This is a genomic window from Metabacillus hrfriensis, from assembly GCF_030127205.1.
Taxonomy (GTDB): Bacteria; Bacillota; Bacilli; order Bacillales; family Bacillaceae; genus Bacillus_P; species Bacillus_P dongyingensis.
This window is the reverse complement of sequence record NZ_CP126116.1, coordinates 1,882,746-1,908,893: the sequence shown is the minus strand read 5'-3', so window position 1 is coordinate 1,908,893 and position 26,148 is coordinate 1,882,746. Positions and strand designations below refer to the sequence as shown.

Sequence of the window (26,148 nt, the reverse complement as noted above, 5' to 3'; positions counted from 1 at the left end):
CTGGCCGAAAAGCTGGGCGATTACGCTTGCCATAAATGCGCAAAACTTATACTAATTCATCTCTCAAAAGACCATCTAAACGATGGAAGACTTTTCTTTAAGCTTAACATATTCTTTCAATACAAAATGAAAAAAAATGAGAAGGAAAGTTTGAATAAACAGATAAACCGGAAAGGAATATTGCATTTTATACCCTTTGCTGAAATCAAAAATGCCGGCTAAAACAGCAATCCATTCATAAAAAACAGAAAACATGGACCAGAGGATAATATAAACAATTGTAATCATGCCCCTGATTCTCCATTGCTGGTAAAGATAGAGAAAAAAGCAGCCAAAAAAACCATACATGCTGTAATAAATAAAATCCCAAACCTCAAATTTCGGAGAATCATTCACATCATAAATATCATAAGGAGGAAGGTCTAAAATATGATCTGCAGTAAGTCCTATAAAAGCGCTGAAAGTAAAGATCAGCATCGTTATTGCAGGCGGAAATATTTTTGGAAGCTTCACTGATATCCAGAGTGCCGTCAAAAGAGTGATCACAATATATAATTCGTTCATCATGCCCATCATCGCATTGTGACCCCCTTTTTTAAGATTGGGCGAAACACAATGAGTGCAGCGACTCCGAAAAAGTATAACAAGGACGAATGCAGAACAGGTATCAGCCATCTATTCTCAAGATAATTCATAATTTGAAAATAGGAGCAAAGTTCTTCCATTGCGAAAATTAATGAAATAGAAAAGAACAGCAGAATTAGTTTTGCGATCGATTTCTTCAGCCTGAAATAAACATGGACAATCATAAGGAAAAGAGTGGGGATGATAAGAATTCTCTGCAAAATAATAACTGTCAATGCAGTAGGAGTCTCATATGCTTTTGCCCACTCCAGATTTTCCATAATGACGGAACAAAAGCTGTTATTTACAATAGAAAGAATCATAAAAACAAAAATGGATTCAAGACCATTCATTTTTTTTGGAAAGAAAACGTACAAGTGTATTGCAAACCATAATAAGATCACAGCGAGTACGATCGCCATATATATGCCACCCTCAGTATTGGATTATCTGATTTAGTTTTCTTCAGGGCAGCAAATCCTATACAAATTAACACTTATTAAACAGATTTCACCATTCCGCCGTCAACCAGGTGTGTCTGCCCAGTTACATAACTGTTGGCATCTGAGAGCAAGAAAAGAACATAGGCTGCAAACTCGGACGGTTTCCCGTAGCGTCCTGCAGGAATTTTCCGCTTTACTTCTTCTTCCACTTCACTGACGCTGATGCCATTCTTATCTGCTGCAGCCTGATCTAGAGAAGCGACTCTGTCCGTTGAAATTCTGCCCGGTGCTACTGTGTTGATCAAGATTTGATAAGGGGCAAGTTCTGATGCCAGTGTTTTAGTTAATCCGACAATTCCAAGACGGAACGTATTTGATAAAATCAAACCTGGTATTGGTTCTTTTACTGAGGAGGAGGCGATGTTTACAATTTTCCCGCCCTTGCCTCTCATATAGGGTAAAACAGAACGAATTAAACGCACATGACTTAATAGATTTAACTCGAACGATTTTTGCCAGTCCTCATCACTCATTTGCTCAAATAGTCCTGAAGGGGGACCGCCTGCATTATTCACAAGAAAATCAATCGTTCCAAAACGTTTCACCGTTTCTTCCACCAGCTGGCTGATCTCATCTGCATTTGATAAATCGCATGCTTTATATTCTACGAGGCCAGTACCTTTTTCAGAAAGCTCATTTTTCACTTTATGTAGCTTATCAGGGTTTCTGCTTGTTATCATGACGCTCGCGCCTTCTTTTACAAGCTCTTCAGCAATAGCTCTTCCTAATCCTTGACTTGATGCTGCAACTAGAGCCACTTTTCCTTTTAATCCGAGTTCCATAGCTAACACTCCCATTATTTTTCTCATTATTATAGTAACAGTCTTACTTGTATTTTGCTTAAATAAGGATTCAGAAAATAGAAAAAACAAGGGCTGCACACCTTGTTTTCTAAGTGAAGTATTCAATCTTTGCATTTGGAAAGAAGTCATCAATATACTTTTCAAGTGTTTCTCTTAAATCAGCTTCCTCATCTTTTTGATAAATATATTTGCCGATTCCGTATCTTCCCCATTTGTAGCGGCGGTCATCTTCATTCATCTCGAGCTTTGATTTTGGATAATTTTTTTCAATGACGCGCTTGGCAGGCTTTGTAAACCGGTGCTGGATCATTTCAAATGTGATATCATCCCGTGTTTCTTCAGGCAAAAGCTGATCAAGTTTCGAAAACAATTCGTAATACCCTTCCCGCCATCCTTCATGAATATAAATAGGCGCCACAATAAATCCGAGCGGGTATCCTGCCCCCGCTACCTTGACGGCTGCTTCTAGACGTTTATTCAGCGGCGATGTGCCTGGTTCAAAATTTTTAATCACAAAATCGGCATTGATACTGAAGCGAAAACGTGTTTTTCCTTTATGATCTGCATCAAGCAAATGATCCACATGATGAAACTTTGTGACAAAGCGCAATCGGCCCATATCCGTGTTCCCGAAGAATTCAATCGCTCTTTTTAGCGAATGGGTTAAATGATCAATCCCGACGATATCAGACGTACAGGATGCTTCAAACCGGGTAATCTGCGGTGTGCGTTCAACCATATATTCCTGTGCCCGCTGAAAGATTTCTTCTGTATTCACATATGTGCGGATATAAGGTTTGGAGCCCATAGTTGTCTGCAGATAACAGTAATGACAATGCCCCATACACCCTGTTGCAAGCGGTATCGCATATTCAGCAGATGGTTTTGAAGAATCAAAGTCCAGTGTTTTTCGAACTCCTACCACAAGAGTGGATTTTGCATTTCTGTACTGCTGCAGATGGTTATTGCCCGGTATATTTCTCACTTGATTATGTGAAGTCGTTTCTCTGATTTCAAGTCCCATTTTTTCAAATTTCTCTTTTAGCTCAATCCCAAGCGGATATTCAAGCGCTCTAGGCTCAATATAGACAAGCTGCGGCACAAATGGTTTAACCATGAATACACTTCCTTTAACTAAAGCGGTATACCATTAACCTTTGTTATCAGCATGGTTCATATCCTTTTTAAAATTTTCCTATACAGAAATGCGGAACCGACTGTTCAGCTCCGACAGACAGATAAGGATCCGACAGAAAAGGCGCTTTTTGCCTTTACTGGCGGATCCGTTCTGGCCGAGGAGTTAGGAGGTGGAGCTGGACACCATGAAATGCGGAACCGACTGTTCAGCTCCGACAGACAGATAAGGATCCGACAGAAAAGTCCGGGTTTGTTTTTGGGCGAATCCGTTTTTCCAAATCTGTCCCAACACACACACATCCAAAAAAACCGCAGCCAGCCAGCTGCAGTGTTTTCTACTCATATTGTTCATAATCAAACAGCTTATTGTACATCACTTCCGCATCTGAATATGAAGGGAAGATTGCGTCCTCTTCATCTAATAAATGATAGGAATCATGAATAAATAAGGCTTTTTCACCAGGGTGATTCGGATGTTCCACGATTTCAGCCTGCTGGATATTGGCTACATTTGCTGCATGCGGATTGCGGTAGATGACGTATACCTTGTCTCCTGCATTTACGTCTTTCTTTTCCACTTTTCATCACCTTTCTTTTGCGCTTGATGATGTTAGTTTCACCTTATTAAGGAATGTGATACAGGAAAAGTAACGATGACCGTTGTTCCTTCGCCTATTTGGCTTGTGATTGTTATGTTTCCATTATGCTGCCGGATAATTTTTTCCGTAATGACTAAGCCTAAACCAGTTCCTTTTTCTTTTGTGGTAAAGAAAGGTTTTGTCACCTGGCTTATTAGATCAGCCGGAATGCCAGGCCCTTGATCTGTGATCGTGATTTTAACGATGTCATTTTCAGCTTGAGCGTCCACAATTATTTTTCCGCCTTTAGACATAGCATCAAACGCATTTTTCAGAAGATTGATCAGCACCTGCTTAAGCTGATTTTCATCTCCTTGAACAGCGGGGAGTTCACCTTTGCACTTAAACTCAATGCCAATGTTTCTAAGCGCGCTTTCTGTTGAGAAAAAACGGATCATTGAATCGATCAGTACTCTCATATTTATTTCTTTTTCATGAACTGCCTGCGGCTTTGAAAGGATTAGAAACTCGCTGACTATACTGTTCATGCGCTTCAGCTCTTCAAGCATGATTTTAGTGTAATGAGGGTCAATGATTTCCTTTTTTTCATCCATCATTTGAAGAAAACCTTGAATCACCGTGAGCGGATTTCTGATTTCGTGTGCCACTCCAGCAGCCATTTGACCCGCTACGTTTAGCTTTTCCTGCTGAAAAAGTGCGAGCTCATCAGCTTTTTTGTCAGTCACATCCCGAATCATTTCACAAAAGGCAATCAGTTCGTTTGCATGGCTGAACAGCGGAGTTGTTGTTACCTCCACTTCTACTGCAGAACCTGATTTTGTCCTGTCTCTACGGGAAGTGACTCCTGATTCGCTCCCGGTCTGATAAGGATAAATGCTTCCGACAACTTCACCTTCACTCCATCCGTACAGATTTAAAAACGCGGGATTAACAGCCCTGACTGTTTGATCCGGTCCAATAATGGCAATAGCATCATGGCTCTGTGAAAATATCAGGTCAAACTTTGCCTCAGTTGTTCTCAAATTGCTTGAAATCAAGTCATTTTGGAGCTGAACTTTGGTCCACAGAAAATTAATAAAACGAATATAATAGCTAAGAATTACTACAATAATGACCGCGAAAAATACGTAATACATTACGTCTATTCTTTCAAAAGAAGTTGAGATAATCTCATAGTTGCTCAGAAAAAAATAAAACTGGCTGCATATGGTTATCGCACCTGTTATAAATAAATAGGTCATTTTCTGAAAAACAGCGCTGAAAATAACCGGAAACAGCAGGAAAATAAAATTTACAATATAGGGATCTGTATAATTCAAGGCAAATAAATAGCTGTATATAAGAGCGAGTGAGCTCCAAACAAAAAAAGAATCCTTTTTTATGAACCTGAGGATTAGTGTATAGCCAAGAAAAATCCCTGCGAAAACCATCACAATAGGATAATACTTAAGACTTCTCTCTATGAATAAAATAAATAGTGCGTCCAGGATAAAGATAATCCACATGGACTGCAAAAAAAGCTTTTTCCGAAGAACTTGATCTTCTATCCGTTCCAAAAAATCTTCCCCATTCTATCTGCATTCGAGACTATTTTAACACAGAAGGATTTAAGCGTGGGAAAATTACGTTTATTACCCTTAGTGAATAAAAAGAAATAGGCCTTATTGCTACAAAAAAAGACCTGCTTAAGCAGGTCTTTTTCATTTCAAATTAAAGATTAAATTTCGTTTTCACAAATGCAACAACTTCTTCTGTTGTGCTCATAGAAAGAATTTCTTCTTTGAAGCTTGCTGCCTCTTCTTTTGAAAGATTTTTAATAAGAGAACGTGCTGGAAGGATAGATGTTGCACTCATAGAGAACTCATCAAGTCCCAGACCAAGAAGCACTGGAATCGCAAGCGGATCGCCAGCCATTTCTCCGCACATTCCTACCCATTTGCCTTCTTTGTGAGCTGCTTCAATGACAAGCGTCACAAGACGAAGAATGGCAGGATTATAAGGCTGATACAAATATGAAACACGCTCGTTCATACGGTCAGCAGCCATTGTGTATTGAATCAGGTCATTTGTTCCGATGCTGAAGAAGTCAACATCTTTAGCAAATTGATCTGCAAGAACAGCAGTTGAAGGAATTTCAACCATCATTCCAATTTCAATGTTATCTGAAACTTGCACACCTTCATTGACAAGCTTTTGCTTTTCTTCTAAAAGAATGGCTTTAGCCTGTCTGAACTCGTCTACAACTGCAATCATCGGGAACATGATTTTCAAGTTGCCGAACGTGCTTGCACGAAGCAATGCACGCAATTGAGTGCGGAAAATTTCCTGCTCTTCTAAGCAAAGGCGAATCGCACGGAAACCAAGGAATGGATTCATTTCTTTAGGCAGATTCAAGTATGGAAGCTCTTTGTCTCCGCCAATGTCAAGGGTGCGAACAACAACCGGCTTGCCTTCCATGCGCTCAAGCACAGCTTTATATGCTTCGAACTGTTCATCTTCAGTCGGAAGCTGATCGCGTCCCATGTAAAGGAATTCTGTACGGTATAGACCAACTGCTTCTCCGCCGTTCTCAAGAACGCCGCGAACATCGTCAGGCGTGCCAATATTGGCTGCAAGCTCAACGTGCTGTCCGTCTTTTGTTACCGTTTCTTCATTTACAAGTTTCGCCCACTCCGCTTTTTGCACTTCGTATTGAGCTTTTTTCTTTTCAAAGCCTGCAACTACATCCTCAGAAGGATTTACAATAACATCTCCATCAATTCCATCAACAATGACGATGTCGCCATTTTTAATGTCAGCTGTAGCTGTTTTTGTTCCTACTACTGCAGGGATCTCCATTGAACGAGCCATGATGGCTGAATGTGATGTTCTGCCGCCGATATCAGTTGTAAAACCTAATACATACTGACGATTCAGCTGCGCAGTGTCAGAAGGTGTTAAATCTTCTGCAATGATGATTACTTCTTCAGAAATCATGCTCGGGTTTGGTATCTCAACGCCAAGCAAGTGTCCGATCACACGTTTCGTAACATCGCGGATATCAGCTGCACGCTCTTTCATATATTCGTTATCCATAGACTCGAACATACTTACAAACATATCAGCCGTTTCTTTCATTGCAAATTCAGCATTAACTGCTTCACTGCTGATTTTATCTTTAACCGGATTAAGCAATTCTGGGTCGCTTAAAACTAAGATATGAGCTTCAAAAATTTCAGCTTTATCTGCACCTAATTCTCTGAATGCATGCTCTTTAATTTTTAAAAGCTCTGATTTTGATTTTTGGATGGCTTCATCAAAACGAAGAACTTCAGCAGTTTTATCTGCTACTTCTTTTTTTGATACTGTCAGATCTGGTTCTTCTAAGCGGTAAGCTTTTGCAATCGCGATCCCAGCTGAAGCTCCGATCCCTTTTAATTCGAGCATTATTCGCCTAAGCCTTCTTTTTTCATTGTTTCTTCAAGAGCTGCGATTGCATCGTTTTCGTCTGAACCTGCTGCAGAAATTGTGATTTCTGAATCTTTAGCGATTCCTAAAGACATAACACCCATGATTGATTTTAAGTTAACTGTTTTGCCATTATATGCTAAGTTCACATCTGCATCAAATTTGCTTGCTGTTTGAACAAGCACTGTAGCCGGACGTGCGTGGATTCCTGATTCTGCTGTTACTTTAAACGTTTTCTCTGCCATAATTAATCAATCTCCTTCATATTTAAATAAAGCTAGTACACAATATATTATCATAACAGCCGCATCACATGATTGACAAGTGATGCGACCTCATTCATTTTATTTTTCTATAGAAATGATGTTTTCTTCTCCTGCTTTCACACTGCCGGATGATTTTATTACGACAGATTCGCCTTCATTTAAATTCGTGAAAACAATCGGCGTCATAATAGAAGGAGCATTTTGCTTAACGAATTCCAAGTCTACTTGGAGCAGTTTTTGTCCTTTAGTGACAATGTCACCTTCTTTAACAAATGCTTCGAAGCCTTCCCCTTTAAGGTTCACAGTATCAATTCCGACATGAATTAAGATCTCGTTGCCGCTTTCTGATTCAAGGCCAATTGCGTGCTTAGTAGGGAATACATTTAATATTTTGCCGTCAACCGGTGAAACGATCGTGCCGTCAGCAGGCGTAATCGCAAAACCATCACCCATCATTTTTCCTGAGAATACTTGATCAGGCACTTCTGTGATTGGATGAATGTCACCTGTTAAAGGAGAAACAAATGAAAATTCGCTTACTTCGTTTTTAAGAGGTCCTGCAACAACGTCCTCAACTTGCTCCTGAACTTCTTTTTCAGCTGAAACAGGTTTAGTCGGGCGAGGCGTTTTGCCTGACATCACATCTTGAATTTGTGTTTTCAGGTTATCCGATTTAGGACCGTATATTGCCTGAATGTTGTTTCCAACTTCAAGGACTCCTGCTGCTCCTAAACGTTTTAAGCGGTTTTTATCGACTGCTTTTACATCATTAACCGTTACACGAAGGCGGGTGATACAAGCGTCAAGGTGCTTGATATTTGAGCTTCCGCCTAAAGACTCAAGAATGTTATATGGAAGATCCCCAGCATTTTCGCCTGCTTTATCATCTTCTGTTTCTGCTTCAGCATCCTCGCGTCCAGGTGTTTTAAGGTTGAACTTGCGGATCGCAAAACGGAATCCGAAGTAGTAAATCACTGAGAATACTAAACCTACTGGAATAACAAGCCACCAGTCTGTTCTGTTTGGAAGGATGCCGAACAGGAAGTAGTCAATGACTCCTCCTGAGAATGTCATCCCGATTTTCACATCAAGCAATTGCATCGTCATGAAAGACAAACCTGCAAAGACAGCATGAATGGCAAATAGAATTGGTGCTACGAATAAGAATGAGAATTCAAGCGGCTCTGTGATCCCTGTTAAGAAAGATGTTAAAGCAGCTGAACCCATGATACCTGCTACAAACTTTTTGTTTTCAGGTCTTGATTCATGATAGATAGCAAGTGCAGCAGCAGGAAGACCGAACATCATGAATGGGAATTTACCCGTCATATATGTACCGGCAGTCAGTTCTGCGCCATCTTTGATTTGTGCCATGAAGATACGCTGATCTCCGCGGACAATTTCCCCTGCCTGAGTAGTGTAGTTTCCAAACTCGTACCAGAAAGGAGAATAGAAAATATGATGAAGACCAAAAGGAATTAATGAACGTTCGATTAAACCGAATACGAACGCTGCCAATGTTTTATTGGATTCAAGCAGCCCTGTTGAGAAGGCGTTTAACCCACCTTGAATCGGCGGCCAGATAAATAGCATAATCAAACCTAATACTACTGCAGAAACAGCCGTCATAATTGGAACGAAACGCTTTCCTGCGAAGAAACCTAAGTATTGAGGCAATTCAATTTTAAAGAATTTGTTGTACATGTATGCACCGAGAACCCCGACGATAATACCGCCAAAGACACCGGTCTGCAAGGTTGGCATTCCGAGGACTCTCGCATATTCAGGATGAAGCTGCTGGAAGAATTGCGCAAGCTCTACAGCATCGCTTGGAATTTTCCCTGTTTGAAGCAGCACAGCACTCATGGTTGCATTCATAATTAAGTATCCTATGATTGCTGCAAGACCTGCAACCCCATCACCATTGGCAAGGCCAATCGCTACACCCACCGCAAATAGAAGCGGAAGATTTGCAAAGACAATATCACCTGAAGATTCCATTACTTTTGCAACAAGCTGTACAATTTCATTTGTTAAGAATGGAACTTTTGATGTGAGCTCCGGATTTTGCATCGCATTACCGAATGCGAGCAGGATACCTGCAGCAGGCAAAATCGCTACTGGAAGCATAAGAGCTTTACCAATTTTTTGGAGTACTCCAAATAAATTTTTAAACATGTGTTTGACCTCCTTGTAAAAATAGTTTGTGTAAGCAGCAAGCAAAAAAAACATGAAAGCAAATTACAAGCGTTTACATTTCAGACCTAAAAAGAACAACAAAAAAAGCATGGTGCAACAAGGACGACCGTGCACAAAGGGTATATTCCCCCTATTAGCCGGTTTTAACACGTACTTGTTCACTCATGCCTGATCGTATCAGTAACACGTAAGGTACTTTTCTCATTAAGTTTTGTTTGTTAAACGGTATAAATGCAATGTTAGATAAACAGCCTCAGCTTCATAGACTGGTTTTTTTAGAAATTGCTGCATCACTTTTATCATTTTCCAAGATGTATTGTAGCATAGCGGATATTCTTTTTTCAACAATAAAGTAAACTTTTCTGGTTCTTCAACCGTTTCACCTGAGAGAACCCTTTCAATCGTGTATCTTAAGTGGCGGACAAGCCGCAGATAATTGACGCTGTCATGATTCACTTTTATTTTCATAGAGTCTTCAATCACTCCTACCAATTGATTTATCAGCTGAGAAAACTGGTTCACATCTGCAATCGGCTTATTTGTGATGGCACTATGGATATGAAGGGCAATAAAACCAATTTCCCCTTCTGGTAAGTTTACTTTAAGTCTGTCATTGATCATATGAATAACTTCTTCAGCGACTAAGAATTCATTTGGATAAAGCGTTTTTGTTTCAATCAGAAATGGATTTTTAATGTCCATCCCTTTTTGAAGACGTTTAATCGCAAATGTAATATGATCAATCAGCGCAATATGAATATGTTCATTTAAAGGCAGCTTCACCCGCTCTGCTATAAAGTGAATCACATCACTGACAACCTCAATCATGTCTTCATCGACAAAAGGAAGGAGCATCTTAAATTGTTCCTGCTCTTTTTGATTCGTAAGGACAAACATCTTCTCATACGAATCCTCCTGCATCATGTCTCCGCGTTTCTTGCCAAAACCGATGCCCTTTCCAATCAAAACAACCTCTTCATATGAATCATGCTCGGCAATAAGCACATTATTATTTAAAACCTTTTTTATTGTAAAGGACTCCTTCACGAAATCCTCAGCTCCTTTTATCTCTCAATGCTTCATATCGTACATAAAAGCATGTGATTACGTCAACTGCGAAATGCTGAACGGACTGAAAGACATGCAGTTTCGGCACAAACATTCTTACTTAATTTAGGTATTTTTCATAGAATTTTCTTAATTATGGAAGTTTCAACATTGGTTCGCGGGCTTTTCAAATAATTTTGGGTACTATCCAGCTTAAGTGAAGCATTTTTTTAATAATTTCCCCATATTGTGAACAATGAAAATAATACCTGCCTATCACTAATTAAAGATTTCTTGAATACTATCGATCTTCAGGCTTATATTCGGTCGTCTCGAACTTCTTTTTATCTCCTACAAAAAAGTATGTTTCTCCTTTTTTGCCTGTTTCATCCCCGCTTGATGCCCCGTGAATCATTTTTCCAGGAGAAAGTTCTTTTCGGTCCCCATCTTTATCCAAGTAGAAATAGTTTGTGGCCGCCCAGCCATCGTGGATATTTTTTTCATTCACGGATGCATGACCTTCTTTATTCACTTTATACTCTTTGACATTTTCTTCTGCAGAAGGATCGTTATGTACCGTTACCCAGCCGGTATAGCCTTCTGGAATTAAAAATGTACGCTGAGACTGATCCTGCTGCTTGCACCCTGCAAGGAACAAAACAGCTGTTAGAAATATTAGGAATGTCTTCATAAAAATGCCTCCTATACAAAATCATTATTCGTTAGCATCAACCATTGTTCTGAATCTATCCTTTCCACATTCAGCCTTGTAATTTATACCAGATGAGGACTTCATATAATTGGGGAAAGTAAACATGAGGTGTTTATATGAGAATAATAAAAGTAAGTATCTGTCTCCTGTTCCTTTTTCTCAATTTGCCCATTAATGAAGGAAGTGCCCAAACAAAGTCCGTCAAAGTGATTGATGTTGAAACTGGCGACGTCGTTAAAGATGTTCCCTCTTCAGCCTATTTTACAAATGAACTTAAAACGGCGATTGAGTCAATGAAGGGAATCACAGTTAAGGTGAATCCTCTGCCCAAGAAGGGGTATTTGATTTTAATACAGCCTACAGCGTCTCTTAAAGTGAAAAACAAATGGTATGACGGCATCGTTTCAGAAGGAATGATTGTCTACAGCAAAGAGGATTCTCCGAGACTCATTTTGTTTACAGACGAAAACAAACCATTATTTTTTGAAATGTCATACGATCCTAAGAATCTGATTCAGACTCTTGGTATTCAGTAGCTGATGTAGCCGTTCATCAGGCTTCGCTTCTCACAGGCGAAGTCTGATTAGGTTTCTCTTTTCCCAAACTTGCCCGGACGAAACAATTGCACCGCCGGGTATCTAACCCTATAATGAGACAGGTTAGGGAAAGCCCCGCAGAGAGATTCATCAAGGAGGAGATCAGAAATGATAAAACTATTTGTAAGTGATCTTGATGGAACATTATTAAGTTTTGAAAAAAAGGTGACGCAGCAGGATATTGCGGCTCTTAAAGGATTAAAGGAAAATGGCGTGGATGTATGTTTAGCATCAGGCAGAATGGATGTGGAGATTGGCGAAATATTGACGATGATTGGTGAAAAGTACCACCGCATCAGTCAAAATGGAGCTTTTATCAATACAGATAATGATGAATCTCTGCATGCACTGACCTTTGACAATGTGATTGCTAAAGAAGTTTTTGAACAAGTTCGTTCTACAGACTTTATCATAATCATTGCAGACTACAGCAAAAATTATACAGAACGGCGAGATGAAGTCATAATTAGCATTGAATCGAGAATGTTCTCACCAATAGAAGAGAACGTCAATCTCTTTCATGCCTTGGGAGAAGATGTCAAAGCTTCTAAAATCTCTATTTTGGGCGAATATAAAGCAATTTCCGATCTGCAGAAAAAACTGCAGGAAAGACATCCTGATACAATCGAGACTTACATATCTGACAAACAGTGTCTTGATGTCATGCCTAAAAACATAAGCAAGGGCAACGCACTGAAGATGCTTATTGAGCACCTTGGAATTAAGCCTGAAGAGGTTGCCTGCATCGGTGATTCATTCAATGATATTCCCATGTTTAAGATGACCCCGCACAGCTTTGCAATGGAAGATTCCCTTCCTGAAGTGAAAGCGCAAGCTGCCTACACAGCAGCAACTGTTCGTGAAGCCATTAATAAAGTAGCAGAAATAAATAAAATGCAGCTGCATTCAAAGGTATAATTATTTAGCATGACAAAAAAGGGCGATCGATTCGCCCTTTTTCTGCTTTATGCCTATACGGCTTTACTGCCTGATAAATACATATCAGAAAATTCTTCTGCGGGGATCGGCTTTCCGCCCAGGTATCCTTGAAATTCAAGGCATCCTAATTTAGCAAGAAGATCCTTTTGGGTTTTCGTTTCGACCCCTTCAGCAATCACTTTCAGCTCAAGATGATTGGCCATTGAGATAATCATTGAGACAATCGCCTCGTTTCCATTATGCTGTTCCATTTCTCTTATAAAGGATTGATCAATTTTCAGGCGGTCTATGCTGAGTTTCTGCAAATAACTTAAAGAGCTGTAGCCTGTTCCAAAGTCATCCATGCTGATCTCAATTCCCCTGCTCCTGAGAATAGATAATTTCATATTCGCCTCCAGCTCATTATCCATCATAGCGGTTTCTGTTATTTCAAGCTCAAGACTCGATGCATGAATTTGATAAGAAGACAGGATTTCATCAATCGTTTTAATCAAATCATCCTGATATAAATGCAGATGTGAGATATTAATTGAAATTCTGCCAAAATTTAAGTTCTGCCGTTCCCATGCCTGTACATGGCTTGCAACTTCTCCAAGGACAAAACGTTCAAGCTCGAATATTAAACCGGTCTCTTCTGCAATCGGAATAAAAGTTGCCGGTGAAATAAAGCCAAGTTCAGCATGCTTCCATCTGACCAAAGCTTCAGCACCTATGACAGTAGCCAGATTTTCCTTGAACTTAGGCTGGAAATAAACGCTGAGTTCCTTATATTGAAGAGCTTTGCGCAATTCATTTTCAATCCTGATTTTTTCAATCAGTTTATCATTCATTTCAGGTTTGTAGATTCCGTAACTGTTAGAGCCATTCATTTTCACATCATACATTGCAATATCTGCATATTTCATCAGCATTTCAGAGTCCCGGCTGTGTGCAGGAAAATGGGCAATTCCAATGCTTGTTGTAACAAGGCAGTCATTTTCCCTAATTTTCATTGGAAAACGGAAATGGTGCACAATATCATTTGCTGTTTCATTTGCTTTCTCCATCTCATCCTCCAGCAAAATGATGCTGAACTCATCTCCGCCAAGCCTGGACAGAATGGACCTTTCTGGGAGAACGGATGTAAGTCTTTCTGATATCTTCACCAGCACCAAGTCCCCAAAAGCATGTCCGAATAAATCATTCAAACGTTTGAAGCGGTCAAAATCAAGATTTAATATCGCAAATGGCTGGTTTCCCCTTTTTAATTCTGAAAGCTTCTGAATGAAGTATCTGCGATTTGGAAGTCCTGTCAGTTCATCATGAAAAGCTAAATAATTGATGCGGTTTTGAGCCTTTTTACTTTCGGTGATGTCCTTCACAACTCCATATACACCAACAACCTTATGATTGACTACTTGTCTCACCGCAGTAATTAAAACATCAAGTGAATCTCCATTTTTCCCCCGCAGCGATACGGAGAGCTCATTTTCGCTGAAGGACCCTTTTACAATTTCGGAAAAATAAAATAAAGCTTTTTGATGGTCCTCTTCTTTAATTAGGGTTAAAAAACTTAGCCCGATCAAATCCTTTTCCGTCAGCTGAGTCATCGCTGCTGCTACCTTGTTAACGGAAGTGATGACTCCCTTCATATCAGTTGATATCACTCCATCCGGGCTATGATGAAATAAAGAGCGGAAACGCTCTTCTTTTTCATTAATCCGCTCCGACTGTTCATTCATCATCGTATGACTGTAAAGATCGGGTATAAATGTGAGAATGAGATTTAATAAAAAGACAAATAGAAACGGAATTAAATAGTAATCGTGTCCGCCGTCTGCAAATTGATAGTCAAGAACGGAGGTCATAGTAACATACGGAATTCCGGCAAGCGATATTCCGCCAATTATACTTCCCGCTGTACGGTAGTATTTCGCGCGGCGCTGGTTTAATAAGCCGTCCTCTAAAGCGATCAATAAAAGTCTTAGCGCGGAAAAGCTGAACGCCGCAGAAAGCAGCAATGCAAACAGGATCAATAGCGGCTTCACTTCAATCTTATCCTGAAATAAAATTGCATACCCAATGAAATTAACGAAAACTATACCAAGTGACATGCCGCATCCTGTAACAAAATAACTTTTTGAGCTCAAATGCGGGATGCCGCAAGTTCTAATAGAGAAAAAAGCTACAAGGCTGCAAACTGCATAGCTAATCAGAAAGTAAAGGTACGGCTGCTCAGCTGTATACTTTAAATGCACAGACAAAATGGCAAGCAGGTGAGTCAGCCAGAACAAGAATCCAAGGGTTAAACTAAGTATTATTATAATTTTGGGCTGTTTATCTTGAGTTTTACGACTGTATATATTTGTGAACACCGGCGTCAGATGATAGCTGATAACCGATTGAACAAGTACAAGGAGCATCAAAAATAAATCTTCATTCAAGTTAAACAATCAAAATTCCCCCTTATCTCTTATATCGAACAAATCTTTAGATATTCAAGGGGATTTCAATTTTTTTCTAAAAAAACTTTCTTCTGTGTGCAATCATAAAAAATAGCAAAATATATGTTTAAAAATTCTCTGTTTGATGCAGACTATCGAACGATAGGAAATTTACATGAAAGGAGGAATGGGCGATGAACAAAAACAACCAAAACAACAAGCAGCAAAATCAACAACAGCAAAATCAGCAAAACCAGCAAGCTGATACTGAGTTTTCTCAAGAAATGAATCAGCAAAAAGCGAACAAAAAACAAAAATAAGGTTTACATACTTGTAAGCTAGTGAAAGACGGTTCTTTTGACCGTCTTTTTTCTTTTAGCTAATGAACTTCATTTCAAGGCGTTTTTTTATAAAATCGATTTTATGACAAGTATTTCCCTGCCTTTTTATGATATACTAATTCCGTAAAGCTGCAGATGATGCCACATCTACAGCCATAGCAAGCAACACTTGAACGGATCAGCTTAATACACAAACAATTTACTTTTGACCTCTCTTTTTTGCCGAGGTCTATTTTTTTTGCCCAAAGCCGAGCACTGCCACAATTAACGTAGCAAAAGATACCATTACAACTAAACTTTCAAAGATTGTCACATGTCATCCCCCCTTTCCTAGGGGTTCACACTGATCCATTAAAGATTGACCTGCACGTCCATTATATCATTAGATAGGCAAAACAGGAACATATGTTTGTATTTTGATTCAATTCTCCTACTATTAATGCCTTTGACGGCCAAAGCTCTAAAAATAAAAAAGAACACTCAAGGTGTCCTTTGTTAAGGCATTTTAACTCGGTTTTGTTCGACAGTATTACAGGCAATTTTCATTTTTGCCAATGTGCCTTTGAGGGTTTCTTCATGATTGCATTGATCATTTAGATACATTTCAGATAAATCATAGACAGATCGCGAAAGCAGTTCGACCACATTTTTTAACGAATCACCATCTGGGGCGTATTCATCATGCAGCACCTTCCGGACGATATCATCACTGTACTTTTTGATTTTCATGACCTTCTCCTTCTCAGGCATTTTCGTATCCTCCTTTTTTTCTCATATATAATACTTCTCTAATTGAATCAGATTCCCTTTGTTTAATTCTGTCGAGATATTGGAACTTTTTCAAAAAAAAATGGCTTCCGGTGCAGGAAGCCATTTAGCTTGATCTGTTTCATCAGGATGGTTCGATATGGACATGTACATGCGAGATACGATGTTCAACTTCCATTCTTTTTTCTACTTCATCTGTAATTTTGTGGCTCTCGGTTACATTCAGTCCTGCATGCACCTCGATAACCACGTCTACAAGGACACTGCTTCCAAGGTATCGCGCTTTTATATCCTTGATCCTGTCGACTCCTGGCGTTTTCTCAACAGTTTCTTTAAAGTTCAGCAGCTTCTGATCATCAAAACCGTCTGTTAACGAATGAGCTGTTTCTTTAAAAATATCCCATGCCGTTTTGCAAATAATGAATCCGATTGTGATCGCCGTAACGGTGTCAAACCAGGCTATGCCGAATTGTGACGCGACTATTCCTGCAAAAGCTCCTACGCTTACTAGAGCATCGGAGCGGTTATCATGGGCTGCTGCGATCAGAGCTTTTGAATTGATTTTTTTTGCCAATGATTTGTTGTATCGGTAAACCCCATACATAATAATCGCACTGATGATGGCTGCCCATGCAGTGATTAACTTGGGTGATTCTGTCTTTGGCTCTATGATGGATTGAAACCCTTCGAACAAAACCTGAATACCGACAGACATGATTATAAATGAAGCAACCAATGCAGCAATGGCCTCTGCTTTAAAATGCCCGTAGGGATGATCAAGGTCAGGCGGCTTTTGGGAAATTTTCAGGCCAATTAAAACAGCTGCTGATGCAATGACATCTGTTCCGTTATTCAGACCATCTGCAAGGAGGGCCTGTGAAGAATACACATAGCCAATGCCAAGCTTGGCTGCTGCAAGAAGAATGTAAGCTCCGATGCTCAGCCAGGCACCTCGTTCTCCTTTTTTTAAATCTTGATAAACGTCCAATAATTTCACTTCCCCATTTTAAGGATCCCTTTCATAAGCAGAGAAGTTTAGTTTGACAGATTACTTATTCCACTGCTTCGGGAGCATTTGAATGGACGCATTCAGAGTGTCCAGTTTGCTTTCAATCCTGTGCAGCAGGTAGAGAGTAATCATAATCGGAAATCCGACTTCGCTTACTAATTGAATCCACTGTTCCATAATAGGTTTCCTCCTTTTCCAGTTTTTATGTTCAATTTCCTTCTTCTCACAGAGATGAAAGGCCAGATCCCCTAATTAGAGATCTGACCTTCATTTGCATTATCCGATTGTAAGATCTGTTAAATTTCTTTCAACGATACGTGCCCCTTTTTTGCTGATAACGTCTCCGCCCGGAGATGTAAAAGCACTTGAAGCTAAGATAAGGTCCATTGCTTTTGACACATCACTCTCAATTACCGGTTCTTTTGGAGAATCGATGTTGATTTTCACCTGCTTGCCCTCTTCATTTAAAAATTGAAGTTCCAGCGTTTTCGCCATTTAAATTCCTTCCTTTCCTGATGTTTTAGTGGTTAAGCTGTTACCTGATGAGAATCGTTTCGTTCTACATGAGATAAAATTTGTGTTTGCAGACCTGTAATTGCAGATGCTGCCTGCAGCAGCTGTTCAGCGGTTGCTGTTGTTTTTACGTTGTTGTAATTCTTGTATTTAAATACCTGCTCTCCTTTTTCATCCATGCCCATATCGAATACAAGGCGAAGCTGTGAATCAAGAATGATTGTTTCTGCCATATTGATCACCTCCTTTCGTATACGTTATACAAGGAAACGATCATCAGAGTAGCAGAAATTCAGGAACTTTTTTCTGAAAGTTTGACCTGCCTTAAATTCATTGTATGTTCTTCGGAGTTTTTACAGAAAATAACATTAGATTGATTCGTTCATATAGAAATCACACGAATCCTGATAGGTAGGTATGAATGTGAAAACAAGTAAACTAGAAGTCCTATTGTGGAGCATAGCATTCCCTGGGTTTGGACAGCTTCTGAACCGCCAGGTGATTAAAGGAATCCTGTTTATTTTACTGGAACTGCTGATTAATACGAATAGTCATTTCAATCAGGTCATCATGCTTAGTTTTTTAGGTGAAATTGATGCGGCCATTCAAACGGTCGAATTCGGATGGCTTATGTTTTATCCTTGCGTTTATATGTTTGCGATGTATGATGCTTACAAAAATGCAGATGGTCCCGCGCCTCCCCTGTCCTTTTTGCCTTTTGCATTTGGGGCTTATTTTGTCACGGTCGGATTAATGTACTCTCCAAAACTTAAGCTGTTCGGTGTACTCTTCGGACCGATCTGGCTGCCGATGCTTTCACTTATTCCAGGATTGCTGACCGGATTTCTCATCCGATTTATTATTTTGAGAGTTCGCACCATTCAAAAAGGATAAACTCTTTTCCATATGTTTTAACACCTGAAAATCGGGTAATTAAAGCTTAGAGGCAATGATTCGGGCAAATCTGAGATTTACACTTACTCTAGCTGGCGCGGGCTTGGAACCGCAAGGACGTATGAGAGGCAGGGCTTACGTTGTTTAAGTGTCCCAAGTCGGGCTCTGAATTAAAATTAAATTTCCTAATTTCATACAACGACTAAAAATATAGAATTAACCGTGCACATGTGTTCTGTTCAGGCTTCATTAACAGAACAATCATGTGCTTTTCTCTTTTTGATTACTGGTCCATCACAAAAAAACGCTCTATTTTTCAGCGTTTTTCTCATAATGAATGCTGCTGTTCTTTTTTCTTTTATTTAAAAGCCATTTTACTCCTATCGATAAAATCATGAATCCAAAAGCAGCAAGTGACACAGTCATGATTAATTCCTGTCCGGTCAGTGAGAGGCTTTTTGCCAATTGGACTGAATAGGAAAGAGATGAGGCAGTCATTAGTTTTGACAGAGAAGCAATCAGGAGAAATCTGCTGAAAGAAACTCCGCCTATCCCCGCTCCAAGGCAAATGATTTCATCTGGAAGAACCGGGATAATAAACAAGAGGAAAAGAATCGCCGTTTCATTTTTTTCGACATACTGCTGGTAGCTGTGCAAGTGCTTTTCTTTCACTATTTTTACAACAAGTTTTTGTCCGCCGTGCCTAGCTATGAGGAACATGACAGCTATTCCGGAAATCGTTCCGAAAAAACTCAGATAAGCTGCGGTAAATGAGCCAAAAACTGCACTGCCTGCCGGAATCGTAACAGCTTCAGGCAAGGGCAGGACGATTGGCTGGAGGAAGCAAATAAGGAGAAAAAGGAGTTTGCCTAATAGGGTGTTTCCGCCTACAACGCTCTCCAAACCTTTTGCATCCGTCAGAACCAAAAACTCTGTTGTATAAAAAATCAGACAGACAATAATAAGAAAAATGCTCAAGTACACTAAGGCGAGCCTCGTAATTTTTAAATAGTTCGCTTTTTTCATGATAATCAAGACAAGATTAATAGACAGAATGACTAGTAAAATGACTGTAAATATACCTTTATAAATTGTCAGCACCGACGGCAAAAACACAAACACGCACACAGCTGCAATCGCGCTCATCAATAAATGCGTCCACAATTCAGACAGTTTCTTTCCAAGAATCACAGCAATCTTTCTCCCTTTAAGAAATTTTCATTTGTATGATTAAGTTTAATGGCAATGGATTCATTAGAAAACACACCTGAGGTTTAACTGAAAGTAAGACCTCAGGCTTAGATTTCTCATGAAACAGCACAAAAAAAAACCAAATCAGCTTGTGATTTGGTTTTTAGTCTTCTTGCTTCGCAAGATCATTGATAAATCATTTACCTTTATTGAGGAAGAAAAATGAATCCCTCAGGCTTGCAGCACTTGAAATCCTATGTGAACTTCATCCTGATTATGTAAAAATCGAACGGAATGACATTTCGGATTCCCATGAAAAAGAAGAGGACTTCCTTTTAGCGGAAATTGAAGGATCTCGGCATTGAATTTGTTCAGGGCTGCTTATTCGGCAAACCTGAACCAAATCCTTTTAATCACCAATCAGCACAGTATAAAAAATGCGGGTCATATCCCGCTTTATCTTTTAGATGCCCGGTATCCGGCATTGACCGCTTCATCCTCAGAACAGAACATTTCTTCTTCTTTTGTTGCATCATAATATTGTCCTTCAGGCAGATGATAAATCTTGTCTCCTGATGAAGAAATATTCCCTTTGATTGTGCAGGCCTCTGTTTGTGTTTCTTTCGGATCTTCTGATTTTTTTTCAGCAACATTAAATCCTTCGTCCTCAGCGGCATAATTTTCTATGCTCCAGATGCCAATCTCCTTTTTCTGAGCAGTTTTTTGAAGCTTAATAAACTCATCTACATGCTTCGTATTCGGGGCATAAACATAACCCACACGTGCAAGTCCTTTTTCGATAAGAAGTTTATTGAACATCTTGCCGTCAGCGTGAAGATAGACCAGGAGCCTTCCATATTTATCACGTTCTCCAACATCCAGTTCAAGCTCCACCTCTTTACCTGAAAGTGTTTCTTTTGCAAAGCTGCTTGCTTCAGGTCCAAACGGCTGTACAGGTTTGTTTGGATGAACGGTTTCCGGTGTGTCGACAAGCAGCAGGCGCAGCGTCTCTTCTTTCCCATTCACAAGAACCTTGACTGTGTCACCGTCGATGACCCTGACTACCTTGGCTGGAATGAAATTTTCATTCTCAGAATCTGCTTCTATTTCGGATTCAGCCGGAGCTGCTTCCTCAGGAGGACTCTCTTCTTTAGAGGATATATTTTTCTTTTCAGTTTCAGCAGCAGGTGTCTCATTATTCGCTGTTTCAGAACATCCCGATATCATAAAGGCTGCAAAAATCAGCAGGAACCATTTTTTCATTTTCTTTTCCCCTTTTATTTCTTAAAAATCAAACCGCACGATAAGCTTGCATGTGCGGTTTGATTCGATGCTTTATTTATTTTCTCTCTATTTGATGATTTGAAGCTCTTTTGGAAACTTTGTCAGCGTTTCATGACCTGTATTCGTAATATACACGTCATCTTCAATGCGGACGCCGCCGATATCAGGAACGTAAATGCCTGGTTCAATTGTATAAACCATGCCTTCCTGAAGCAGGTCATTATTCGTATGGCTCATCGACGGGAATTCGTGCACGCTAATGCCAAGGCCATGTCCCAATCGATGCGGGAAGAAATCGCCATAGCCTGCATTTGTGATGACATCCCGTGCGATTTGATCCAATTCACCGATTCTGGTGCCTGGTTTGCTTGCATCCAGCGCTTTTAATTGAGCTTTTAGCACTGTATCATAGATTTCTTTTTGCTTTTCACTGATCGATTGATAGGCAAATGTACGCGTAATATCTGAGCAGTAGCCATCAAGTACGACACCAAGATCAAATAAAACGAAGTCTCCAGATTTTAACGAAGTTAAGCCAGGATTGCCATGGGGCTGTCCTGATTTTTCACCGAACAGGACCATTGTAGAAAAGGACATTTCACGAATCCCTTTTCGTTTTAGTTCATATTCGATTTTTGCAAGAACGTCCATTTCGCTGATGCCTGATTGAAGAGCCTGAACACCTACCTCAACGCCGAAATCTGCAAGCGCTGATGCCTCTCTTAAAATCTCAAGCTCTTTGTCGTCTTTGATCAGACGCAATTGATTCATGATTTCCTCCGCTGAAACAAGTTCTGCTCCTGTCAGAATGTTAAGAAGCTGCTCAGCGCGGGCAAAAGAAAGAAGTTCTTTTTCAACTGCTGCCTTTTTAACGTTCTGCTGCCCTCTTTTTACGATGGCTGCATTTACTTTGTCCCATGGATTTTCATGATCGGCATATCCGATAATTTCCCCGTCAAAACCTGCTGCTTTTGCCTGTGAAACTTCCATTCCAGGGCAAATAAAAAATGGCTCTTCTTCTTTAAAAATAAATAAACCCATTAATCTCTCATGGGGATTTGTGTGAAAGTTTGTTAAGTAGAAAATGTTTTCAGTTGATGAAATAAAGGCAGCATCTGTATCCTGCTGCTTCAGCCAGTCAGTAAGCTTCATTAATCTTTCTTTTTGCATACACTCTCTCTCCTTCATCTGCATAAGTCCTCTCTATCATACGCCAAATTCATCAGAACTTAAAGAATGCTGATGGACTTCTTCGGAAATACATCCGTCTTTTTTATGCAGAACCCGTTTCAGAAAAACGGTCTTTCGATTTTCTGATCTGATTGTTTTCATAGAAGGTGCCAGACTGCTCTCAAATGAACTCATAGAGCACATTCAACTCTCTGGAAGGGTTTACCTCCTTTCAGAACGGGAATGTAATAAATAACTTTAACAGGAGGTGCAAGAAAAAATGTCAAACCATCAAGTAAAAGACGAATCCATTCAGACAGAAAAGATTGAGAAGAAGCTAGATTCAATGAACAATGAGAAAATGGAAGCGATCCTTCGGGATTTCGAAGAATTCAAATCGTACTTAGGCGAAAAAGTTGAAGCAGGCAAGCGTTTAGGTTTAAGCGATGAAATGCTTGCTAAAGGCGCTGAGAAAGTCGCAAACTATCTGGCTAATAACGTTGAACCGCGCAACAGCGAAGAGAATCTATTAAATGAACTCTGGAAAGTCGGCAATGATGAAGAAAGACATTTCCTTGCACATATGCTCGTTAAACTGTCGAACGGGTCAAATTAAAAAGCAGAGTCGCCTGATTAGAGCAGACAGATATGAAAATTCTAATTTTATAGAAAAAATCCATCCAGCAGAGGATGGATTTTTTTATTTCAGAGAAGATAAATCGCTTTTCACATCTACAAGCAGGGCATTGCCTTCATCAGAGACTATCACTTTTGCATATTTTGCATGCCGTTCCAGTTCCATCCCTGTTCCCTCTTCTACAAAAAAGGATTCGATTCCTAGAATGAGGCCGTCATAGCCATTATATTTTCCAGTCAGATAGGCTTCGTCCGCATCAGGCTCTTTGAAAGCTTCCGCTGCTCTTCCTTTTGCCGTTTCTCCAGTCGGCCTGTAAACGCCCTTGCTGTCTTTTTTCACCTTAACGGTGATGACAGATCCGGTTTTAACGCCATCTTCCGGTTCATATCTTCCGGCTTCATATCTCAGCTGTACATAATCTCCCTGAAGCATTGACCTTGGATCAAGCGGTTCAAGTTCAAGCACAACCACTTTCCCTTCATCCAGAGCTTTTTCATTTAAAAAGCTCTGGGATCCTGTAAAAGCAAGCTGAAGGGTAAAAACTGCTGCAATCAAAGCCCAGGTTCTGTTTGTAAAAACGGTTACTCCTGCAGGTTTTTCTTTATCAAAGTATCTCACAGCTGCAAAAATCAGCAGGCCAAGGAGCAGAAAGGTCAGCGATTTGTGAAGCAGCTTCCAGGCAAAATCGTAATACAGGCCGATGAAAAAGAGGATAAAAAATACCCAGGTTATATTTTTCTTCACAAGGCCATCTCTTTTATGATAAAAGGCAAGCATGGCTGCACTAAGTCCAAAATACAGAATCTGATAGACAAGCGTTTCTTGCCAATCTGTTCCCCAGAAGGCGGCCGGATAAAGAAGCAGGAAGCCGTAAAAGAGGCAGAAGCTGCTCAGCTGTCTCACTTTATCAATCGGCACCATCATCAGCAAGAATTGAGCAATGGATAAAAGGGCTAAAACAATGCGGAAATTCTCCATCCATTGTAAGTGCACAGAAAATAGACTGATGAAGCTCGCAAGCATAAAAGAATAGGCGAGAAACTGAAGAAATTTTTCCCGTTCGATCAGGATCATCACAAAACCTACCGCAATAAAGAGAATGGCGGTGCCGGCATTAAGTATGAAAAGAACTCCTAATGCTATTAAAATTCCTGTAATAAATAAGGTGTACCGTGCAGCTGTATAGAGCTTTTTCCAAAAAACGGCTGTGCCTATAAATAGAAGACTGAACACAGCAAGGCTATATTCTGACTGAAAGATAAGGAACAATAATCCGCCAAGGCTGAATGATAGCAAGAGAGACGAGGTGAAGGTTATAATCACAATCAGAATATTTTTAAACACTTTATACATCAGCGAATCATCCGGCGCTTTCCTCGTTACACGGACTGCAAAGTAAATACCGCCTCCCAAAAAGAGCAGTGTCCCAAGGATGGAAAACAAATAAAAGCTGTATGGCCCGATTTTATCGGCAAGTCTTATACTGAGTTCTGCATATTTAGAAAGGGCAAAAACGCCCAGCATCACAAACGCAATAATTGTCAGCGTATGATGGCTGTCTTTTTTCATAAAAAGGAAGTAGCTAAGAATAATGACAAACAAGTACACGATGTTCATCCAGGAACTATAAGGTTCAAACACCTCGTAAAACGACATGATGATCAAAAAGAGATGAATGACTGTAAAAGCTGCGTATTGCAGAGGTTTTAGCTTTAAGAAATAAGCTAAGCCAAATACAATGGCATTAAGAATGACCATGCCAAAATAAATGAGCCACTCTTCAAAATCCGAACGATTGATGGATACGCTTGCCGGAAACATGTAAAACCAGTATGAAAGCAGCAATAGCCCATAGCTAAGAATGGCAAAAGGCTGATATCGCGTAATTACAGCAAGCGCAATCGAAGGCAGCATCCAGATGAAATATAATAGATAACTGTCAGCATGTGAATTATATATTTGCCCGATCAGAGCTGCTGCAGCACCAAACGAGATTGCTCCTCCGACAAGCAGCCACTTCGGGAGAGCCTCCCGGTTGGACAAAATCTTTCCGCTCAAAAAGCTTGCTCCATAAAATAAAATCATCATACCAATTGCAAGACCCACCTTTTCCAATCGTTCAAAACCGCTCCAATTGGAAGCAAAAAAATAAAGAATGCCCGATATAACAAAAATGATTGCACTGAGATATCCCAGCGGAATGAGTTTGCTCAACATGATCACCGTACTTTCCATTAAGAACTGATTGCTGTTTTCATCTTATCATTTTTTTACTTAGTCATATAGGCGATTCCTATTATCTGGTATAAAAAAAGAGATTCTTCCTTGAAGGAAGTGAATTCATTTTCGAACAGGCTTATGCAGCGTTATTTGCCTGATTCATTCTTATTTGTGATCATTTTTCCTTTGTCATTTTCTTAATTAGGCTTGTTTTCATCTCCTTCACACGTTTATATTCTATTTTATGAGCTGCGGATATAAGCTGAACTTAGATGGATTGAAATTCTTATTTTTATTTTTTGGGAATTCCCGTTCATGGAATCCTAAGGAATTTTTTAATGCCTTGTGAAAGAAGATTTAGAAGGATTTTTATCAGGTACTGTTCGGTTTATCTTTCGTAACTTTGTTTATCGGGCACTTTTCCCTTTATTTCAGGCTCTATTTCAAATTTTTAAGATTTATCAGACACTATTCATGGTTTGAAAGCTCCAGCTGCACCTTTTTCCAAAAAAGGAAAACTTGATTTTCCATGTGTTTTCTTTTTAGGTATAATGAATATGGGAATTCGTTCTTTACCTAGTTAAGGAGATGTTGGCATTGCTGAAATTGATGAAACGAAATATAGTCCTCATCTTATGTATAATTGGTTTTGCATCACCTTTTATTTTTATTCAATTAACAGATTGGTTTTACTATAGCTCACTGATCGGGTGGATCATAGGCTTCATTTGTATTACTGCAGCTTATGTGATTGTGAGTAAAAGACCAGATGAAGAATCCACAGGGGAAAGAACGACATAGAAAAATGGACGAAAGATTCCTTTCG

The 26,148-nt window shown here is 39.7% G+C and carries 29 protein-coding genes; 6 read left to right on the top strand and 23 right to left on the bottom strand.

Features of this window, described 5'->3' with window-relative positions; genetic code table 11:
• Positions 1 to 75: 75 nt before the first annotated feature.
• The 11 genes from QLQ22_RS09470 to QLQ22_RS09420 form a co-directional block, all read right to left on the bottom strand.
• Complete coding sequence (locus tag QLQ22_RS09470; RefSeq protein ID WP_223441646.1) at positions 76 to 576, bottom strand: hypothetical protein; 501 nt, start codon at positions 574 to 576, stop codon at positions 76 to 78.
• Positions 573 to 1,046 carry a hypothetical protein gene (locus QLQ22_RS09465; RefSeq protein WP_223441644.1) on the bottom strand — a complete coding sequence of 158 codons (474 nt, stop codon included), beginning with the start codon at positions 1,044 to 1,046 and terminating at the stop codon, positions 573 to 575. The genes QLQ22_RS09470 and QLQ22_RS09465 overlap by 4 nt, the downstream gene beginning before the upstream one ends.
• A gap of 77 nt (positions 1,047 to 1,123) precedes the next feature.
• Positions 1,124 to 1,909 carry an SDR family oxidoreductase gene (locus QLQ22_RS09460; RefSeq protein ID WP_223441642.1) on the bottom strand — a complete coding sequence of 262 codons (786 nt, stop codon included), beginning with the start codon at positions 1,907 to 1,909 and terminating at the stop codon, positions 1,124 to 1,126.
• 109 nt (positions 1,910 to 2,018) lie between these two features.
• Positions 2,019 to 3,047: a spore photoproduct lyase gene (gene splB / locus QLQ22_RS09455; protein WP_252208555.1), complete on the bottom strand. Its 1,029-nt coding sequence runs from the start codon at positions 3,045 to 3,047 to the stop codon at positions 2,019 to 2,021.
• Between the two features lie 355 nt (positions 3,048 to 3,402).
• Positions 3,403 to 3,645 (bottom strand): transcriptional regulator SplA domain-containing protein, encoded by a 243-nt coding sequence (locus QLQ22_RS09450; protein ID WP_223441636.1) that lies wholly within the window; start codon positions 3,643 to 3,645, stop codon positions 3,403 to 3,405.
• Positions 3,646 to 3,683: 38 nt separating this feature from the next.
• A complete protein-coding gene (locus tag QLQ22_RS09445; protein WP_223441632.1) occupies positions 3,684 to 5,222 on the bottom strand; it encodes an ATP-binding protein in 1,539 nt (512 codons plus the stop codon).
• 154 nt (positions 5,223 to 5,376) lie between these two features.
• A complete protein-coding gene (gene ptsP / locus QLQ22_RS09440) occupies positions 5,377 to 7,092 on the bottom strand; it encodes a phosphoenolpyruvate--protein phosphotransferase (protein WP_223441629.1) in 1,716 nt (571 codons plus the stop codon).
• Positions 7,092 to 7,358, bottom strand: a complete 267-nt coding sequence (locus QLQ22_RS09435) for a phosphocarrier protein HPr (RefSeq protein WP_029281636.1) — start codon at positions 7,356 to 7,358, stop codon at positions 7,092 to 7,094. Before QLQ22_RS09435 ends, ptsP begins: the two co-directional genes overlap by 1 nt.
• A gap of 99 nt (positions 7,359 to 7,457) precedes the next feature.
• A complete protein-coding gene (gene ptsG, locus QLQ22_RS09430) occupies positions 7,458 to 9,557 on the bottom strand; it encodes a glucose-specific PTS transporter subunit IIBC (protein WP_223441626.1) in 2,100 nt (699 codons plus the stop codon).
• A 225-nt stretch (positions 9,558 to 9,782) separates the two neighbouring features.
• The gene (gene glcT, locus QLQ22_RS09425) at positions 9,783 to 10,625 is read right to left on the bottom strand and encodes a glucose PTS transporter transcription antiterminator GlcT (RefSeq protein WP_223441624.1); all 843 of its coding nucleotides are present in this window, start codon (positions 10,623 to 10,625) and stop codon (positions 9,783 to 9,785) included.
• A 301-nt stretch (positions 10,626 to 10,926) separates the two neighbouring features.
• On the bottom strand, positions 10,927 to 11,316 hold the full coding sequence (locus QLQ22_RS09420; protein ID WP_223441622.1) for a DUF6843 domain-containing protein: 390 nt from the start codon (positions 11,314 to 11,316) through the stop codon (positions 10,927 to 10,929).
• 137 nt (positions 11,317 to 11,453) lie between these two features.
• Between QLQ22_RS09420 and QLQ22_RS09415 the strand changes: the two genes are divergently transcribed.
• Complete coding sequence (locus QLQ22_RS09415) at positions 11,454 to 11,873, top strand: hypothetical protein (RefSeq protein ID WP_223441620.1); 420 nt, start codon at positions 11,454 to 11,456, stop codon at positions 11,871 to 11,873.
• A gap of 168 nt (positions 11,874 to 12,041) precedes the next feature.
• On the top strand, positions 12,042 to 12,851 hold the full coding sequence (locus QLQ22_RS09410) for an HAD family hydrolase (protein ID WP_223441618.1): 810 nt from the start codon (positions 12,042 to 12,044) through the stop codon (positions 12,849 to 12,851).
• Positions 12,852 to 12,904: 53 nt separating this feature from the next.
• On the opposite strand, the gene QLQ22_RS09405 is transcribed toward QLQ22_RS09410, so the two are convergent.
• A complete protein-coding gene (locus QLQ22_RS09405) occupies positions 12,905 to 15,304 on the bottom strand; it encodes a putative bifunctional diguanylate cyclase/phosphodiesterase (protein WP_223441616.1) in 2,400 nt (799 codons plus the stop codon).
• A 185-nt stretch (positions 15,305 to 15,489) separates the two neighbouring features.
• On the opposite strand from QLQ22_RS09405, the gene QLQ22_RS09400 reads away from it, so the two are divergent.
• Positions 15,490 to 15,615: a hypothetical protein gene (locus QLQ22_RS09400; RefSeq protein WP_275976750.1), complete on the top strand. Its 126-nt coding sequence runs from the start codon at positions 15,490 to 15,492 to the stop codon at positions 15,613 to 15,615.
• A 250-nt stretch (positions 15,616 to 15,865) separates the two neighbouring features.
• Here QLQ22_RS09400 and QLQ22_RS25130 read toward each other — a convergent pair whose 3' ends face one another.
• From QLQ22_RS25130 to QLQ22_RS09375, 6 genes are all read right to left on the bottom strand, one after another.
• Positions 15,866 to 15,949, bottom strand: coding sequence for a putative holin-like toxin (locus tag QLQ22_RS25130; RefSeq protein WP_223443286.1), 84 nt, complete (start codon positions 15,947 to 15,949; stop codon positions 15,866 to 15,868).
• A 182-nt stretch (positions 15,950 to 16,131) separates the two neighbouring features.
• On the bottom strand, positions 16,132 to 16,386 hold the full coding sequence (locus QLQ22_RS09395; RefSeq protein ID WP_223441614.1) for a hypothetical protein: 255 nt from the start codon (positions 16,384 to 16,386) through the stop codon (positions 16,132 to 16,134).
• Positions 16,387 to 16,528: 142 nt separating this feature from the next.
• Positions 16,529 to 17,392, bottom strand: coding sequence for a cation diffusion facilitator family transporter (locus QLQ22_RS09390; RefSeq protein WP_223441611.1), 864 nt, complete (start codon positions 17,390 to 17,392; stop codon positions 16,529 to 16,531).
• 60 nt (positions 17,393 to 17,452) lie between these two features.
• Positions 17,453 to 17,590: a YvrJ family protein gene (locus QLQ22_RS09385; protein ID WP_284016540.1), complete on the bottom strand. Its 138-nt coding sequence runs from the start codon at positions 17,588 to 17,590 to the stop codon at positions 17,453 to 17,455.
• Between the two features lie 99 nt (positions 17,591 to 17,689).
• On the bottom strand, positions 17,690 to 17,908 hold the full coding sequence (locus tag QLQ22_RS09380; RefSeq protein WP_223441605.1) for a DUF2922 domain-containing protein: 219 nt from the start codon (positions 17,906 to 17,908) through the stop codon (positions 17,690 to 17,692).
• A gap of 32 nt (positions 17,909 to 17,940) precedes the next feature.
• On the bottom strand, positions 17,941 to 18,159 hold the full coding sequence (locus QLQ22_RS09375) for a DUF1659 domain-containing protein (protein WP_223441603.1): 219 nt from the start codon (positions 18,157 to 18,159) through the stop codon (positions 17,941 to 17,943).
• 184 nt (positions 18,160 to 18,343) lie between these two features.
• On the opposite strand from QLQ22_RS09375, the gene QLQ22_RS09370 reads away from it, so the two are divergent.
• A complete protein-coding gene (locus tag QLQ22_RS09370) occupies positions 18,344 to 18,820 on the top strand; it encodes a hypothetical protein (RefSeq protein ID WP_252208551.1) in 477 nt (158 codons plus the stop codon).
• 309 nt (positions 18,821 to 19,129) lie between these two features.
• Here QLQ22_RS09370 and QLQ22_RS09365 read toward each other — a convergent pair whose 3' ends face one another.
• From QLQ22_RS09365 to QLQ22_RS09350, 4 genes are all read right to left on the bottom strand, one after another.
• On the bottom strand, positions 19,130 to 20,011 hold the full coding sequence (locus tag QLQ22_RS09365) for a TVP38/TMEM64 family protein (RefSeq protein WP_284016539.1): 882 nt from the start codon (positions 20,009 to 20,011) through the stop codon (positions 19,130 to 19,132).
• A gap of 456 nt (positions 20,012 to 20,467) precedes the next feature.
• Positions 20,468 to 21,274 (bottom strand): thermonuclease family protein, encoded by an 807-nt coding sequence (locus tag QLQ22_RS09360; RefSeq protein WP_223441597.1) that lies wholly within the window; start codon positions 21,272 to 21,274, stop codon positions 20,468 to 20,470.
• 87 nt (positions 21,275 to 21,361) lie between these two features.
• Positions 21,362 to 22,465 (bottom strand): M24 family metallopeptidase, encoded by a 1,104-nt coding sequence (locus QLQ22_RS09355; protein WP_223441595.1) that lies wholly within the window; start codon positions 22,463 to 22,465, stop codon positions 21,362 to 21,364.
• 36 nt (positions 22,466 to 22,501) lie between these two features.
• Positions 22,502 to 22,660 (bottom strand): hypothetical protein, encoded by a 159-nt coding sequence (locus tag QLQ22_RS09350; RefSeq protein WP_223441593.1) that lies wholly within the window; start codon positions 22,658 to 22,660, stop codon positions 22,502 to 22,504.
• An 85-nt stretch (positions 22,661 to 22,745) separates the two neighbouring features.
• On the opposite strand from QLQ22_RS09350, the gene QLQ22_RS09345 reads away from it, so the two are divergent.
• Positions 22,746 to 23,081, top strand: coding sequence for a DUF3243 domain-containing protein (locus QLQ22_RS09345; protein WP_284016538.1), 336 nt, complete (start codon positions 22,746 to 22,748; stop codon positions 23,079 to 23,081).
• A gap of 84 nt (positions 23,082 to 23,165) precedes the next feature.
• Here QLQ22_RS09345 and QLQ22_RS09340 read toward each other — a convergent pair whose 3' ends face one another.
• Entirely contained in the window at positions 23,166 to 25,316 is a 2,151-nt protein-coding gene (locus QLQ22_RS09340) for a GDYXXLXY domain-containing protein (protein WP_284016537.1), read from the bottom strand.
• A gap of 603 nt (positions 25,317 to 25,919) precedes the next feature.
• On the opposite strand from QLQ22_RS09340, the gene QLQ22_RS09335 reads away from it, so the two are divergent.
• A complete protein-coding gene (locus tag QLQ22_RS09335; protein ID WP_223441586.1) occupies positions 25,920 to 26,123 on the top strand; it encodes a hypothetical protein in 204 nt (67 codons plus the stop codon).
• Positions 26,124 to 26,148: the final 25 nt, after the last annotated feature.